The following is a 16,301-nucleotide window of genomic DNA, read 5'->3' on the forward strand; positions in this document are numbered from 1 at the left end:
TTTGTGCGCTGTGAGCGCGCCAGTGGGCCAGCTACGCGTTTTGGTTTTCCTAGCCGTAGGTGTCGCGCGGACCGCGGCCCTTGACCGAGCGTCCGCCATGCCGCCAGGTGGGTGCCGCCGGGCCCAGGACCCGGATCACGGTGATCACGCCGTGGCCCAGTTCCTTGTCGAAATGCTTGAGCAGTTCGTGCGAGAGCAGGCGCATCTGGGTGGCCCAGGTCGTGGAGTCGCAGCGCACCACCACGGTGGAATCCTCGAAGGACTCTGGGTTGCAGTGCGCGGCAATCTGCGGGCCCACCAGTTCTGCCCAGCGCGAGAGCACCGAACCCACGGCCACCGGAGCGCTCCAGCCGCGGTCCCGGACGATCTTGCCAAAGAGGTTGCCTATTTCCTGGGGGTCGCGCCCGTCGGTGTATTTCGCCGGTGCGGCGCTGGCCCGCCGCTTGGCCTTGCGTGCAGCGGCGTTTTCCTCGAATTTTGCGGCCTTGGCCGCATCTATCCGGGCTTCGCCGCGGCTGAGGGCGGATTCGCGCATGCGGTTGAGGATGGCGCGGGATGCATCCAGCGCCTCGGGGGCATGCGGGTCCTTCTCCTCGCTCACGAGCTCACGACTCCCGGGCTGACCTTCAGGAAGATGCCGCCGAGCTCCTCGGGCACGTCCGAGGCGACCGCGGCGGTGACGATCACCTGGTCGGCGCCGGCCACGATGGAGGCCAGCCGGGTGCGCCTGGTGGCATCGAGTTCGGCAAAGACGTCGTCCAGGATCAGGATCGGTCCGGCGCCGGGGCGCGGGTCGTCCTCGCCCATGACCTTGTAGGCGGCAAGCCGCAGGGCCAGGGCCAGCGACCAGGTCTCTCCGTGGCTGGCGTATCCCTTGGCCGGGGCGCTGCCCAGGGTCAGCAGGACATCGTCGCGGTGCGGCCCGACCAGGGTGATGCCGCGCTCGAGTTCCTTGGCACGGGTGTTCAACAGCGCCGCGAGGAACATTTCCTCCAGTTCCTCAATGGTGGCGTCCAGCAGCGCGGCCGGGGCCACCCTGGAGGTGCCGTCCTCGCCGGACGGGGCCTCGGCGGGGGAGTCCTCGGCATCGAAATCGGCCATCACCGTGCATTGGTAGTAGGCACGGGCTTCCTTGTTGGCATCGGCCAGTGAAGCGTATGCGGCACCCATGTACGGGGACAGCAGGCTGAGGATCTGGAGCCGCCCGCGCAGCACCCGGGCTCCGGCCCGTGCCAGGTGGGTGTCCCAGACGTCGAGCGTGGATTCGTGTGCGGTGGAAAGCTTGCCGCCGGCGCGTGCGGATTTCAGCAGGGCGTTGCGCTGCTTCAGGACGCGTTCGTAGTCCCCTCGGGTGGCTGCCTCGCCCGGACGCAGCGTGACCAGCAATTCATCCAGGAACCGGCGCCGGTTCGATGGATCGCCCTTGACCAGGGCCAGGTCCTCCGGCGCAAAGAGCACGGTCCGCACGATGCCGAGGATGTCGCGGGCACGCACGGGGTTGGCCCGGTTGATCCTGGCCCGGTTTGCCTTGCCGGCGGTGATTTCCACCTCGAGCGTGGTCACCAGCTTGGCGCGCTGAACCCTTGCCCGGACCAGTGCCCGGTCGGTGCCGAAACGCAGCAGCGGTGCGTCATTGGTGACCCGGTGGGACGAAAGTGTTGCGAGATAGCCAATGGCTTCAACAATGTTGGTCTTGCCGACGCCATTGGAACCTACAAGTACGTTGGTGCCAGGTCCCAGCTCGACATCGGCTTGCGCATAGGAGCGGAAGTCGGTGAGAGAGACATGTGAGATATACACCTAAACGTCCTGCGATGGGATCGGGCGGGATGCCGTCGATCGGATGACAAAGGCTTGGTGGAAACCGCCAAGAAAAGTTGTGTTCGGCCGCTCCGTTTGGAGCGAACGTGGAGCGGCCGAACACGAGATTGCGACGGGAAGGAAAACCGTGTTTTCCCCCGCAGGCAACCTAATTGGGCAAGTTTGGTAGGCGCACCGGCATGACCAGGTAGCGGTACTGGTCGCTGTCCTGTCCGTCCAGGGAAGACTGGGCAGTCATCATGGCCGGCTTGGGGGCGCTGGTGAAGGAGAAACGCACGAATTCGCTGTCGAAGGCGTTCAGTCCCTCGCTCAGGTAGGCGGGGTTGAAAGCGACGGTGATTTCCTCGCCGTCGATCTGCGCCTCGATGGATTCCTCAGCCTGGGCGTCTTCGCCGGTACCGGCATCAAGCGAGAGCTGGCCGCCGGTGAAGGAGAGCCGCACCGGGGTGTTGCGTTCGGCAACAACCGCTACTCGACGGACCGCTTCCATGAGATCGGAGGTCCGCACCGTGGCATGGATTGGCGTGTTCTCGGGGAACAGCGAACGGATCTTGGGGTAGTCACCGTCAACAAGCAACGAGGTGGTGCGGCGGTTTCCACTTTCGAAACCGATGAGTTCGTTGCCTTCGCCCAGCGCGATCTTCAATTCGCCGGCCGAGCCCAGGGTCTTGGCGACCTCGTTCAGGGTCTTGGCCTTGACCAGTGCGGAAGTTGAAATCCCTGACTTCGACGGCTTCCAGTGGACCTCGCGCATGGCCAGGCGGTAACGGTCCGTGGCGAGGAAGGTGATCAAGTCGTCTTCGATTTCCATCTTGACGCCGGTCAGGATCGGCAAGGTGTCGTCCTTGGAGGCAGCAACGATGACCTGGTTGATTGCGTGGGCAAAGGCCTCGCCATCGACAACGCCCGTCACCTCCGGAAGCACTGGAAGTTCCGGGTATTCGGCCACCGGCATCGTGGCCAGGTGGAATCGGCTACGGCCGCAAGTTAGCGTGACCTTCGTGCCGTCGGTTTCGATGACCGCGGTCGCGTTAGGGAGGCTGCGGCAAATTTCGGCCAGCAACTTGCCGGATACCAAGATGGTTCCCTCTGCAGCGACATCCGCCGCAATTTCGAGGTGGGCGGAGATTTCGTAGTCGAACCCGGCCAGGGAAACGGTGCCGGCCGTTGCAGTGATCAGGATGCCTGAAAGCACTGGGGAAGGCGGCCGTTGGGAAAGGGAACGGGCGGTCCAGGATACGGCTTCGGCCAATACATCCTTTTCAACGCTGAACTTCACGAAGTGTTCCGCCTTTCACGACGAAGTCGACAGTACATGACTTGAAGCAAGCTTAGCGTCCTGAAAATCGAGACCAGAACTGTTTCTGGGCACGAGGTGAGTTTGCAAGCTTGCTTGGTGAACCGACTGCGTTGGTTGGCAGAACTACGGCACAGCCTTCGAGCATACCGGTTTTTGGTGATCAACGAGCAAGCACCCCGGCGGTCGTTCCCGGGCAGCATCGTGGGACCACAAAAATCCGAAGACTGCGCATGGCCAAGGACCGATCTTGGAAGTGAACGCTCCCAATCCAGAGTCAAGGTCTTTTTAGGACCGGCGAGCAAGATGCGGTGTTTCAACAAAATTGGGGGCTCGTTGTTTTCAACTGCGACGCAGTGGGCTTGGGAATGCGGGCTCTGTCGGAGTAGCGGACCGGCAGAGGGCATTCGACGATCGATGAGACGGGCACAGACCTGGAAACGGCAAACGAGTCATTCCCGGAAGTTCAATTCCTGGACGCGTGCCGGAAAGCCCGGGCAGAGAAGGCCGGAAGGAGGCCCCTGCCCTCGAAAGTGAAAAGCATCAGGGGCCGAGGGGACCGGCATCGAACCAAGAGATTCGTTCGTGCGTGAATCTTTCAGTTGGAAACGGGCTTGGTCCTGGCGAAGAACTCTCCAACGACTACGACCCAAATCTGGGTCATTTGGCCGATTTTGGTCGTTCGGGGCAAAAGGGGACTTGTTATCTGGGTGAATAAGAAGAAAGGGGTTAGTAGTGTTAATAACCCCTGTGGATACTGTGGATAACCGTCCATGGCCGCGGGAACGCACCGATTATGCATGTGCACAACATGTGATTGGGCGTGACACTCAGTGTCACGCCCCCGTGGACAACTTTCCGCGTGAATTAAGGGATCCACAGGAGACCATGGAGTTATCCGCAGAAGATCGAGGTAGTCCACTTAATCATCCACAGGTTTATCCACACCTGTGGTTATCGGATTCCTGGAGGTCTTAGCCTTCGCGCTGCCGTTGCTTGATTCGGTTGGTCAGCTCGGTGACCTGGTTGAAAATGGCCCGACGTTCCGCCATGAGTTCGCGAATCTTGCGATCGGCGTGAATCACGGTGGTGTGGTCGCGACCGCCAAGTTCCTGGCCGATCTTTGGCAGCGACATATCGGTCAGCTCACGCAGGAGATACATGGCGATTTGCCGTGCGGTCACCAAGGTCCGGGTTCTGGACTTGCTGGTGAGCTCTTCAATCGTGAGATTAAAGTACTCGGCAGTCTGGGCAACGATGGTCGCCGGCGTGATTTCCTGGGCACCTTCGTCGGTGATCAAGTCCTTCAGGACCGTTTCGGCCAAGCTCATGTCCACGGTTTGGTTGTTGAGCGAGGCAAATGCAGTCACCCGGATCAACGCGCCCTCGAGCTCGCGGATATTCGTGGAGATCTTTGAAGCGATGTATTCCATGACCTCGTCGGGTGCGGACAGATTCTCCGCTGTGGCCTTCTTGCGCAGAATGGCAATGCGGGTTTCAAGCTCCGGAGGCTGGATATCCGTGAGCAGGCCCCATTCAAAACGGGAGCGCATGCGGTCTTCGAACCCGGACAGCTGCTTGGGCGGGAGGTCCGAGGTGATGACAACCTGCTTGTTGTGGTTATGCAGGGCGTTGAAGGTGTGGAAGAACTCTTCCTGGGTGGCATCCTTGTTGGCCAAGAACTGGATGTCGTCAATGAGCAGGATGTCCACGTTCCGATAGGTCTGCTTGAAGCTCGCGCCTTCGTCGTCACGAATGGAGTTGATGAAGTCGTTCGTGAATTCCTCGGAATTTACGTAGCGGACCCGGATCCCGTTATACAGGTGGCGGGCGTAGTGGCCAATGGCATGCAGCAGGTGGGTCTTGCCCAAGCCGGAATCGCCATAGATGAACAACGGGTTGTAGGCCTTGGCCGGGGCCTCTGCGACTGCCACCGCTGCGGCGTGGGCGAAACGGTTGGAAGAGCCGATCACGAAGGTATCGAAAATGTACTTGGGGTTCAGGCGGCCGAATTCCTGGGAATTCGACGGTGGCGACGGCTGCGGGAGGACATCGCTGATGCGTGCCTTGGGAACCGGGGGCAATTCAACAGGGGGAGCCGGCGCTTCTTCCGGGAGCAAATCGGAGTCGATGCTGAACGCACACCGGATATCCGATTGGAAGACGAGCTTCAACGACTGTTCAAGGGGATCCTTGAGCTGGGTTTGAAGAACATCACGGGTCAACTCGTTGGGGACCGCCAGCAAGAGCGTCGTTCCGATGAGCCCCTGGGGCTGCGCCAGGGCAGCGAAGGCACGCTGCATGGGCGTTACACGGTCGTCTTGTTCGATATGTCGAACTACCTGGCGCCAGGCACTGCCGACACTGTTGGTCTCGTCCGTGCTCACAATTAGGCCCCTTCGTTCTGTTACATCGACCAAACGGGCGACGAATGGGGTCCTCAACTGCCGAACCCCAACCAGATGATTCTAGCGGTCATCCACAGCGTTATGCACAGCCGGTGGATAACTTGAGGTGGATATCTCTTGAGGGCTTGCAAAACAGCGTGGTTGCAAGTAAAAATTGAGATCCAGGACAAGGGCGTCAGAGCCAGTATTCGGGTATTTTGCACGCTTATCCACCGCGGTATCCACAATTAAGATCACATAGTGCACAGGGCGTGGGTGGGATGTGAATGGGCTCAATTTGACGTACCTTCACTTCCACCCCTATCGTTGTGTAGTCCTATGTGTGCACTTTTGGCACTGTGAGGTGCCTTTGAAAGTCTTCGGATTGTCGAATGCGCGGAGCAGTCCACAAGGGCCACCTGAATACGAGCGTCGGCCTGTTCTTCCCTACTTATTAGCAACGGGCAAGGCGCATCACATGATCGTCTTGGAGTTACTACCGTGAGCAAGCGGACTTTTCAGCCGAATAACCGTCGTCGTGCCAAGAAGCACGGTTTCCGACTTCGTATGCGTACCCGTGCAGGCCGTGCCATTTTGGCAACCCGCCGTGCCAAGGGTCGCGTCGAACTTTCTGCATAACCATTAAGCACTACTGTCCTGAAATAGCGCAGGTTTTCGTGGGTTCTTTGTTTTTCAGACTCGACGCGTGACGTCGTGTTGCCAAAGAATCAACGACTGCGCCTTTCGCAGGACTTTACAGCCACTGTACGTTCCGGCGCCCGCACTGGGCGCCGGAACGTAGTGCTATATGCACGGGTTCGTTCTGAAGAACCCCAGGGCAATAACCGTTTTGGTTTTATCGTTTCCAAGGCCGTTGGCAATGCCGTGCAGCGCAATCTCGTTAGGCGACGAATGCGTGCACTGGCCGCGCAGTTCACTGCGGATGCCACCGGCCTCGATGTCGTGCTCCGGGCATTGCCTGGTTCCGCGGACATCGATTGGGACGAGCTTAGCCAGCAAGTCCGTTCCGGGCTTGGTTCGGTTGTTCCTAAGGCAGGTGCGAAGCGTGAAAAAGGATTCTAGGCCCAGAACAGGGATCCTCTGGTTCCTGATTGATATCCCCAGAAACCTCATCATCGGTTTCCTCATGGTTTATCGCAGGATCATTTCGCCGATCTACGGCGATGTTTGTCGCTATTTTCCCAGCTGCTCGGCTTACGGCCTTGAAGCGGTTACGGTTCATGGAGCCGTCAAAGGCATCGGACTAACCATCTGGCGTGTCTTACGATGTAATCCGTTTAGCCATGGCGGGATCGATTACGTTCCCGAAGGCCGGCGGATTTGGCCAGAAGGCAAGACCCCCAAGATCATGGTGTTGAATCATCCTCCGATTCCCGCCGACGAAGACGCCGCAGACGCGGCCTGAGGAGCATGACCGGTAATGAACTTCCTTGACCTGATACTGACCCCGTTTCGGTACGTAGTCTCGTGGATCCTTTGGGCCTTCCACGAACTGTTCACTTTCATTGGCATGGATCCCAGCTCCGGTTGGACATGGACGCTGTCCATCATCTTCCTGGTGTTGTTGATTCGTACCGCACTGATCCCTGTGTTCGTGAAGCAGATCAAGGCCCAGCGCGCCATGCAGGCGCTTCAGCCTGACCTGCGCAAGCTCCAGGCCAAGTACAAGGGCAAGAAGGACCAGCTTTCGCAGCAGGCGATGATCGCCGAGCAGCGTGCCCTGTTCAAGAAGCACAAGACCAACCCGCTGTCTTCATGCCTGCCGATGCTCGTCCAGATGCCGTTCTTCTTCGCGCTCTTCCGCGTTCTGAACAGCGCCTCCCAGGCCAGCGCCGCCGGCGAAAGCGTCGGCAAGCTGTCGGCCGCTGACATTCACAGTTTCGACAATTCCTCGATCTTCGGCGCCCGACTCTCCGAAACCTTCCTTGGGACCATCAACTCCGATGGACCGATCAATGGCGCGGTCATTGTCGTGGCCATCGTGATGATTCTGGCGATGACCGCCTCGCAGTTCATTACGCAGAAGCAGATCATGTCCAAGAACATGACGAAGGAAGCCCTCGAAGGCCCCTTCATGCAGCAGCAGAAGATCATGTTGTACATCCTTCCGTTGGTCTTCGGCATCGGTGGCATCAACTTCCCGATCGGTGTTCTGATCTACTGGACGGCCACCAACGTGTGGACCTTGGCCCAGCAGTACTACGTCATTCGCAACAACCCGACTCCGGGTTCACAGGCTGAGCGCGAACTCAATGAGCGCCGCGCCGCCAAGGGCCTTCCCCCGATGGGGCAGAAGAAGGCCGACGCGGATGCCGCGGAAGCGATTGTCGAAGAACCAAAGGTGCAGCGCGTCCAGCCACAGCGCAAGAACAGGAAGAAGAAGTAGCCATGAGCAATGTTGAGCAGAGCGACGCTATCGAGACCGCAATTCCGGCGGAGGAAACCGATGTTCTCGATGCTGCCAGCAGCATCGAGGAAGAAGGCGACATCGCCGCGGACTACCTCGAGGAACTGCTGGACATCGCCGATCTCGACGGCGACATCGACATTGAAGTCCGTGGTGGACGAACCTATATCTCAATCGCAGGTGAGCCCGAAGACGAGGCATCCCTGCGTCGTCTGATCGGCTCCAAGGGCGAGGTCCTGGATTCCCTGCAGGAGCTCACGCGACTGGCCGTCCTGACAGCGACGGGCAACCGCTCGCGCCTTGTCTTGGACATCACCGGGTACCGCCAGGGACGTGCCGGCGAGCTCAAGCGCATTGCCGAGGAAGCCGTGGCGAAGGTCGAATCGACCGGCGACGATGTGGCCCTTGAGCCCATGAGCGCCTACGAACGCAAGCTCGTTCACGATTGCGTGGGGTCGCTGGGCATGCACAGCGAGTCCGAGGGCGAAGGCCCTCGCCGCCACATTGTCGTTTCACGCGCCGACTCCTAAGCACGGAACCAAGGAACAACACGCTATGAGCAACGAAGTAGAACTTACCGCCGAAGAGAGCCAGGCCGCCCGGACCGTGTTCGGTGACCGCCTGGAGCTTGCAGAGCGCTACGTTCAGCACCTGGCCACCTCCGGCATGGAACGGGGCCTGCTGGGCCCTCGTGAAGTCCCACGGCTGTGGTCGCGGCATGTCTTGAACTGCGCCGTCGTTGCCAATTTGATCGATGAGGGTGCCCACGTTGCCGACGTCGGCAGCGGTGCGGGGCTTCCGGGGTTGACCTTCGCCCTGGCCCGCGCCGACCTCGAGCTGACCTTGATCGAGCCGTTGGAACGCCGTTGCATCTGGTTGCACGAAGTTGTTGAGGATCTCGGGCTTGAGAACGTTACCGTGATGCGCGGCCGTGCCGAACAGGTCGTGGATCATGTGAATGCGGACTTCGCCACTGCTCGCGCGGTTTCGGCCCTGACGAACCTTGCCGGGCTCACCATCCCGCTGCTCCACGGCAAGGGCACTGTCTTGGCCATCAAGGGGCGCTCCGCGGCCGAGGAAGTGGACAAGGCAGCCAAGGTGATTCGCCGCCTGGGCGGAACCAAGACCGAGGTCGTGACGGTGGGAGAAGACATTCTCAGCGAACCGACGACCGTGGTGCGTATCAACGTAGGCTAGCGCAATCGCGATAGGCTGTATCAGGTGGCTCCAAGCCACCTGTTGAGTTAGTAGAGAGAACCGTTTTGAAGCGTAGCGTTAACAAGATTCCACCGTTTGCAGCGCTTTTCGCTAGCTTTGGTTCATCAAACATTCAAGAACAACCTAAAGCGATTGATTCAATTGAGGTTGAAACTGTTTCACGTGAAACAATTTTTACCGCGGCGCCGATTCTCGATGAGAGCGAAGCCGTGGAGTTAACGGATTCCGATGGGGAGGACATAGTGGTGGCGAAGGAACCTGCGACAGTGCGAAATGTTTTCGATACCACCGACGATAGTTCTCCATTGGCCAGCCAGCTTGCCAGCGAGCACAAGCGTCGCGAAAAGCTGAGCGGGCGGAAACTGCCGAAGCCAGACACCACCCGGTACATGACGGTCAGCAACCAGAAGGGTGGCGTCGGCAAGACGACCACCACGGTGAACATCGCTGCCGCCTTGGCCATAGCAGGACTCAACGTCCTGGTGATCGATATCGATCCGCAGGGAAACGCCTCGACCGCGCTGGGTATCGAACACCACGCGGACGTAGACAGCATCTACGACGTGCTCATCAACGACATGCCCTTGTCTGATGTCGTTGCCATTTGCCCGAACATCGACAACCTTACGGTTGCGCCAGCAACGATCCACCTCGCCGGCGCCGAAATTGAGCTGGTGTCCCTGGTTGCTCGCGAGCAACGGCTTCGTCGCGCACTGGAGCAGTATGCCCAGTACCGGGACGCAAACGGCATGGATCGATTGGACTATGTCTTCATTGACTGCCCGCCAAGCCTGGGACTCCTGACGGTCAATGCGTTCGTGGCAGCCCGCGAAGTCTTGATTCCTATCCAGTGTGAGTACTACGCGTTGGAAGGCCTGAGCCAGCTGCTGAAGAACATTGAGATGATCCAGAAGCACTTGAACTCGGACCTCACCGTTTCGACGATCCTTCTGACCATGTACGACGGACGGACGAACCTCGCCGCACAGGTTGCCAGCGAGGTACGCGAACACTTCCCCAATCAGGTGCTCCAAGCGCTGATTCCACGAAGCGTTCGGATCTCGGAGGCTCCCAGCTACCAGCAGACCGTCATTACGTACGATTCGAGTTCCACCGGTGCCCTTTCGTACTTGGAAGCCGCCGCGGAAATTGCGGAGCGAGGAAACAACTAGCTTTCCCGGACCGAACAGCCCAAATTGTTCGACCGGTGGTTGGTGTTGTGATCTTCACCCAGTGTTTATTCCGAATGTTCTCTGAATAAGTTGTTTAAGCGAATCCGTGTCCTGAAACGGGTTCTAGCACGACTTACCCCTTGACCTGGGGGATGGTAGGGGTAGAACCATCGCTTTTCAGGGGCGACCGAGCCACACCCGTGAGCCGCGTCCTTAACAATCAATGGCCAGCCAGTAGAATTGCCTTGGGTCAAGGTAGTAACGGTGTCGAAAGGGAGTAACATCCAATGTCGGAAAAACGACGTGGTTTAGGACGAGGTCTAGGTGCGTTGATTTCGAGCAGCCCTGTCGTGGAGACTGAGGACGAAACTTCTAAGAATGTTTCACGTGAAACATCCAAGACGAAAACCGCGAACTCGACGAAGACCGCGGAGCTGATCGCACCAAAGCGCAAGACATCTGGAGCTGCCTCGAGCGCCAAGAAGGCTCGCCCCGTTGACATGTTCTTTGTCCCCGGAAAAACCGAGGAAGAAGTCGCGGCCGAGAAATCTGCCTCGGCGACCTCGCCGTCCGCTGCGGCAAAGAAGCGTCGGGCTCAGATGCCCGGCCTCATTGCATCCTCCGGTCGCGCGGGGGAGGTCGACGTGGTTGAACCTGCTGCTAGCGATCTCGTTGACGTACCTGGTGCCAGCTTCGCTGAAATCGCCGTGGACATGATCCACCCAAACCGCAAACAGCCCCGCTCCTACTTCGACGAAGAGCACATGGACGAATTGGTCCATTCCATTCGCGAAGTCGGGCTGCTTCAGCCAATCGTCGTGCGTCCGTCGCGAGAGAACGACAAAGAACCCTATGAGATTGTCATGGGCGAGCGCCGCTGGAGGGCCACCCAGGCAGCCGGCCTGACCACGATTCCAGCAATCGTCCGGGAAACCCAGGACGATGATCTTCTCCGCGACGCGTTGTTGGAAAACCTGCACCGATCACAGCTCAACCCCCTCGAAGAAGCCGCCGCCTACCAGCAGCTGCTGAGCGAGTTTTCCTGCACCCAGGAAGTCCTGTCTGAGCGCATTGGTCGCTCTCGGTCCCAAATCTCCAATACCATTCGACTCATGAAGCTACCCGCGCTTGTACAGCGCAGGGTTGCGGTCGGAGTTATCTCTGCAGGTCACGCGCGTGCTCTGCTGGGGCTCGCCGACGTGGTTGAGATTGAAAAGTTGGCTCAGCGAATCGTCAACGAGGGTATGTCGGTGCGCGCCACGGAGGAAGCTGTCGCCATGAGCGATGGTCAACAGAAACCGCGGAAGACGGCCGCGCCAAAGCAGACGCAGCGCCACGAGCGCCTCGACTTCTTGGCAACCTCGCTTTCCGATCGGCTGGATACAAACGTCAAGATCTCGCTCGGGGCCCGGAAGGGTCGCGTTAGCATTGAGTTCGCCAGCGTTGATGACCTCAACCGCATCATGGGCGTCCTGTCGCCGGAAGCGGAAGCCAAGTAGCCGCGACTCTTGAACAAGACTGCAGTGTTTCACGTGAAACACTGCAGTCTTGCTTTAATTGGGCACGGACCGATTCGGCCATGACTGGATCGATTTCGCATCCCTGACGGCCAGCTGTCACGTACCCGCGGTGTTTGCGTGATTGTGTCCGAGCCACCTCCCGCCAACAGGATCGTCAACCCTGCCCGTGCGGGCCCAGGAAGGCGCCTGCCGAAGCCAAGGCGCCGCGCCCGCCCATAGGGCATTCAGCAGCGCCCTGGGCCCCTGAGGCCCCGTACGGGGGGCAAGGGTGAACATTTGCTGCTGCGGGAACCATCGGTATTCCGTGCGGTGACCATCCCGGGAAAAGATGGATGTTCTCCTTGGGAGCCACCGGTGGCGCTGCCGGGATCCATTTTCCGTCAACGGGTGTTCGGCTCTGCGCCGTGAGCAGGCGGTCCTGGCCGCGAGGCGACCCGTTGCACGGGGAGAGGCGATGGGCAAGATTCAGTTCCGGTAGAACAGGGCGGCCAATCTTGCCGACGATGGATGGGCTGTTGCCGGGGCCCGCCGCCGGGAAGTGTCTCTGTATGCTGTCCGAGCACATGGTGCGCGTCTGCGGCTCGATGGCGGACTGCACGCATTGCCTGAGAAGGGACTGTAGCCAGCGGCTCGGCCCCGGCACCCACGCCGACCCGGTCATGGACCGGATCATCCACAACACCATTTGGAGCGCGACCGGAAACTACCACGTGGGCAAGGGAATCGGCGCCGTTCAGCAGGTGCGGATCCGTTGGAAGTCAGCGGCTCCGACCCAAGCAGTCAGCGGCCGCCAACTGCAATAGTGGGTGTCCCCAAAACGCAGGATACTCAGGTTGAAACTCTTAACGTCGCATCCAGGCTGTCGCGTGGCTGAATCCACTCAAGGACGTGTGATTGGGATTCCGGAATCTCTTCGCTGATACCTGTCCTAACGCCGAATCTGCGTGGACAACGTTATGAATGCCGAGAGGCAGTGGCGTTCCGCGGGAACCAACAAGCTCTCATTGATCGGCAGCAAGGTGGGACGCCCGGCTCTTCCCAGTAGAATCGCTTTGCCTCGGTACCGTTCTGGCCTTCCCACCCATTCGTTGGCAAGCCTGCCACGCGCAAGTCCCGGAGACGCCGTCAGTATTGGTGGCCTCCGAGAACGCCACTCGTACAGCTCGGCGCAATGTTCCAGCTTGTCCTGGGTGGAAACATTGGCCAAAATTCCTCGGTATCTCCCGTCGGTCACGATCATGCGGAGATGCTGAATGATGACCTACCTTCAGGTGATCGTGCGTTGAATCGTGCTGTACACGGTACCGTTCGGGCAAGTTTTATGCCTCAGCCGCGGCCTTCTTCCCTTCCTTGACCGCTGTAGGGCGCCTGGGCCATAATCGGGCTGGAAGTCAGAAGGGTTCGCAGGGTGGCATCGACGGATGGTGTTGCCTGAGCAGAGGAGTGACCGAATGACGAAGTACCTGATCTCGTTCCCCGGTGAAGCCATGGTGTTCCCCGAGGAGGACTTCGACACGGTGGTCCACGATGCGCATGCCGTCATAGACGACGCCAAATCTGCAGGCGTGTATGTCTTCAGTGGCGGGATCGATGAGAACGTGGAGCCGGTCCGTGTTGCCGGCGACGGCACCGTCACCGAGGGAACACACCCGGGCCACAAGGTGCCCAACGGCGGCTACACCGTTCTCGAGCTGCCGTCGCGCGAATCCGCACTTGAATGGGCCGCCAAGATCGCCGTCGCATGCCGCTGCGCCCAAGAAGTCCGGCAGTTCCAATATGACCCGGCCAGCTGACCAGGGGAACCTCTGCCAGTGCCGGCCGTGTGCCGGGTACCAACAATGGACGATGTGCGACCTACTTAGGGAGGATGGTCCCGGCCGACGGCGCATCGCTGATCTACGTATCGATTGGAGTCGGTCCGATTTGCCAGATGTCACCCGCTGGCTCAACCATCTTCAGCTGAGTTTGGGTCTCTCGAAGGAGAACGCCGTTCCGGGGAGCCTGGTCGACGTCTGCCGGTCCGTACGGTGCGACGGAACCCGCAATGGGTTCCCCTTTGACCGGCGGGTGTGACCCACACGGGCGATTGCGCACAGCCGGAAAACCTGAGGGAACATTGGTTCCAGGACGTTGAATTTCCCTCCCACGCATCAGTACATCCCACTCGGAGTGGGGGCGGCTTGCCCACAGCATCGGAAGCGGGGATGGAATTGCGTGGAGGTACGTAGGGTCCCGGGATCAAATGTTTCACGTGAAACGCGTCCGCGTGGACGGAGTAGTTGGCATGGATCCTATTGCTGATTGTTGGCGACCACTTGGGACTGAATGAAACCGTCAATGTTCGAACCGTGCGCAGCGGTACATTCCTGGCAGGTCACCAACCCATGGCAACCGAACCATTCGATCCCACTGATGGGGGAGTGCAATCAAGAGTTGCGGCTCCAAGCATGTGGTTTGGTTCGTGCACCACCAATGAGGGGATTCCGTTTGTGTCGGTTCGGTGCAGATCGGCACGGCGGACCGACAACGGCACTCTGGAAGGAGTGCACCGATTCAATACCAGTCGGCTGAATGGACGCCTTGTTCCCTCCACGAGAGAAGATCCCTCAACCGTCGATGGGCCGCCGTCCTACAAGATCCTTCATCCCGATCACGGCTTGGTCCTCCGTGACTATGTCCTAATCCTCATGCCCGCCGGATGACATCTCGCCGACGGAAGGTGTGCCATTGGCAAGGAGGTATCGGTGCATCACCGCGCCCTTGGGCGAAGCGACGACCGGTTCGATGAGTTTGAGGTTCGTCGGTACTACTCCGTTGGCGAAGAGCTTCTTTCCACTTCCGAGGAGGATGGGATACACCCAAAGTGTCAGCCGGTCGAAAAGTTGCTTGGCGAAGAGGGTCTGCACGAAATCGATGCTGTCGATGACGTGGATGTTCTCGTGCCGGTCGCGCAGTTCATGCAAGGCTTCGACGACATCTGGACCGAGCAGGGTGGAGTTGTGCCACCCGAGAATCGGTGCCTGGCGTGAGGCCACGTACTTCGGTACACGGTTGAGCAATTGCGCGGTGTTCCCGTCCTGGTGAGGCCAGTATGAGGCGAAAATATCGTAGGTCCGACGCCCAAGCAGCAGGGCATCCATTTCCGTCAACCCGGAACCGACTTGATCGTCGACGACCTCGTCCCAGAGCGGGGCCTGCCAACCGCCGAAAGCGAAACCGTCTTCGGTATCCTCCTCCGGACCGCCTGGTGCCTGCGCAACTCCGTCAAGGCTGACGAACATGTCGATATGGATGAATCCCATGCCGTGCTCCTTCTCAGTCGCCCGTCGTCGCTCCGTCGGCGGAACCACTTCGAGGGTGGCTCAGGAATTCGTGCGATGCAACGGGTTTCGACGGAGGGAGGCGATCGCACCCACCGTAGCCAGAAATTGTTTCGGGCAGTCCGCGACTCCATCCGTTCCCGATCAGCAGATGAGGGATCGGAAATCGTTCGTTAGGTTCGGTGTGGGCACAGATGCGGATTTGGTAGTCGGTAGGGCGTTCAGGAGCCGCAGCGTGCCCCCAGCGAAAGGTAGATGATCCGAGTTGCTGTGCGTTCATCAAATGGAGGTGTGCGGTGGGCAAACGTACGGTTCCTTTCGATAGAAAGGTTCGGTCGATCAGGACAACGTTGATACCGGGGAACACTGAAAGACGAACATGAGAATTCGGTAGCTGGGGAGCACCCTATATTTTCCTTGGGGACCGCCCATATTGTCGCGAGTGCCAGTAGCTCCCGTTGAGGGACCTATGGGCCGCCATCGGTTCCCATTCTGAAGGGATCTGCTATCGAGCCGTTTTGTTCCGTGGATGGGCGGGGCCATGAACGCGTCGACACGGTCGCCAACGTGTAGTCGCTGTATGCAGTCCTTCTACGCATACCGACTGCAGAACATCGACGAGGCCGATCTGTGGATCCTTCTCCTGGCTTCCGGCTGCAAGTGATGGCAATGTCCGATGGGAAGGCACTCAGGGCCCATCCCCGGCACGCCCCGCACCTCATGCCGGAAAGAGGCAGGGTGGGTTCCATCCGGGGCCTTACAGGCAGCTCCCAAGGACAATATTGCTGCCACCCAAGGACTATAGGCAGGCAGGCAAGCGCATTGTTGGGCGAGGGAGCGATCGCGTCCAAGCGCTGCCAACGGCAAGCGACGAAGACCACTGACGAGACGAGATTGGCGGAGACGAGGAGCTGACGGCCATGCTTCCGGAAAGCTGGTGCAGGGTATGTGGTTCCCGGACGACAGCGTGCCGGACGGGACTTGAGCCGGCAAGCCGCGTCGCGATGAACACCGGCGGGTTCACGAAGCGGGGCAAAGGCCTTCTTCCCCCGGGTGCGTTCAGCATAGAGTCACCGGCAGTACCACTAAGACCGCGCCCACCTGGAATATCGGCCGAGGCAACGGGGCTGGCCTCGGC

General features: G+C 59.6%; 15 protein-coding genes. 10 read left to right on the top strand and 5 right to left on the bottom strand.

Annotated features, from left to right (window positions below; genetic code table 11):
- Positions 1-49: 49 nt before the first annotated feature.
- The 4 genes from JOF46_RS02605 to dnaA form a co-directional block, all read right to left on the bottom strand.
- Positions 50-601: a DciA family protein gene (locus JOF46_RS02605; RefSeq protein WP_209905893.1), complete on the bottom strand. Its 552-nt coding sequence runs from the start codon at positions 599-601 to the stop codon at positions 50-52.
- Positions 598-1,800 carry a DNA replication/repair protein RecF gene (gene recF / locus JOF46_RS02610; protein WP_209905894.1) on the bottom strand — a complete coding sequence of 401 codons (1,203 nt, stop codon included), beginning with the start codon at positions 1,798-1,800 and terminating at the stop codon, positions 598-600. Before recF ends, JOF46_RS02605 begins: the two co-directional genes overlap by 4 nt.
- A 169-nt stretch (positions 1,801-1,969) precedes the next feature.
- Positions 1,970-3,100, bottom strand: coding sequence for a DNA polymerase III subunit beta (gene dnaN / locus JOF46_RS02615; RefSeq protein WP_209905895.1), 1,131 nt, complete (start codon positions 3,098-3,100; stop codon positions 1,970-1,972).
- A gap of 992 nt (positions 3,101-4,092) precedes the next feature.
- Entirely contained in the window at positions 4,093-5,505 is a 1,413-nt protein-coding gene (gene dnaA / locus JOF46_RS02620) for a chromosomal replication initiator protein DnaA (protein ID WP_071216208.1), read from the bottom strand.
- A gap of 501 nt (positions 5,506-6,006) precedes the next feature.
- Here dnaA and rpmH point away from each other — a divergent pair.
- From rpmH to JOF46_RS02670, 10 genes are all read left to right on the top strand, one after another.
- A complete protein-coding gene (gene rpmH, locus JOF46_RS02625) occupies positions 6,007-6,144 on the top strand; it encodes a 50S ribosomal protein L34 (RefSeq protein ID WP_083411456.1) in 138 nt (45 codons plus the stop codon).
- A 75-nt stretch (positions 6,145-6,219) separates the two neighbouring features.
- Entirely contained in the window at positions 6,220-6,588 is a 369-nt protein-coding gene (gene rnpA, locus JOF46_RS02630; protein ID WP_209905896.1) for a ribonuclease P protein component, read from the top strand.
- Positions 6,572-6,931, top strand: coding sequence for a membrane protein insertion efficiency factor YidD (gene yidD, locus JOF46_RS02635; protein WP_209912130.1), 360 nt, complete (start codon positions 6,572-6,574; stop codon positions 6,929-6,931). The genes rnpA and yidD overlap by 17 nt, the downstream gene beginning before the upstream one ends.
- Before the next feature lie 15 nt (positions 6,932-6,946).
- Positions 6,947-7,912 (top strand): membrane protein insertase YidC, encoded by a 966-nt coding sequence (gene yidC, locus JOF46_RS02640; RefSeq protein ID WP_209905897.1) that lies wholly within the window; start codon positions 6,947-6,949, stop codon positions 7,910-7,912.
- 2 nt (positions 7,913-7,914) lie between these two features.
- Positions 7,915-8,463, top strand: coding sequence for a Jag family protein (locus tag JOF46_RS02645; RefSeq protein ID WP_209905898.1), 549 nt, complete (start codon positions 7,915-7,917; stop codon positions 8,461-8,463).
- A 25-nt stretch (positions 8,464-8,488) separates the two neighbouring features.
- Positions 8,489-9,130 (top strand): 16S rRNA (guanine(527)-N(7))-methyltransferase RsmG, encoded by a 642-nt coding sequence (gene rsmG, locus JOF46_RS02650; RefSeq protein ID WP_113763755.1) that lies wholly within the window; start codon positions 8,489-8,491, stop codon positions 9,128-9,130.
- 266 nt (positions 9,131-9,396) lie between these two features.
- Positions 9,397-10,323, top strand: a complete 927-nt coding sequence (locus JOF46_RS02655; protein ID WP_425355075.1) for a ParA family protein — start codon at positions 9,397-9,399, stop codon at positions 10,321-10,323.
- A gap of 287 nt (positions 10,324-10,610) precedes the next feature.
- Complete coding sequence (locus tag JOF46_RS02660) at positions 10,611-11,822, top strand: ParB/RepB/Spo0J family partition protein (protein WP_209905899.1); 1,212 nt, start codon at positions 10,611-10,613, stop codon at positions 11,820-11,822.
- A 569-nt stretch (positions 11,823-12,391) separates the two neighbouring features.
- On the top strand, positions 12,392-12,646 hold the full coding sequence (locus JOF46_RS02665) for a hypothetical protein (RefSeq protein WP_209905900.1): 255 nt from the start codon (positions 12,392-12,394) through the stop codon (positions 12,644-12,646).
- Positions 12,647-13,294: 648 nt separating this feature from the next.
- Complete coding sequence (locus tag JOF46_RS02670; protein WP_209905901.1) at positions 13,295-13,636, top strand: YciI family protein; 342 nt, start codon at positions 13,295-13,297, stop codon at positions 13,634-13,636.
- 885 nt (positions 13,637-14,521) lie between these two features.
- Here JOF46_RS02670 and JOF46_RS02675 read toward each other — a convergent pair.
- On the bottom strand, positions 14,522-15,145 hold the full coding sequence (locus JOF46_RS02675) for a dihydrofolate reductase family protein (RefSeq protein ID WP_209905902.1): 624 nt from the start codon (positions 15,143-15,145) through the stop codon (positions 14,522-14,524).
- Positions 15,146-16,301: the final 1,156 nt, after the last annotated feature.

It is taken from the genome of Paeniglutamicibacter psychrophenolicus, from assembly GCF_017876575.1.
GTDB classification, from domain to species: domain Bacteria; phylum Actinomycetota; class Actinomycetes; order Actinomycetales; family Micrococcaceae; genus Paeniglutamicibacter; species Paeniglutamicibacter psychrophenolicus.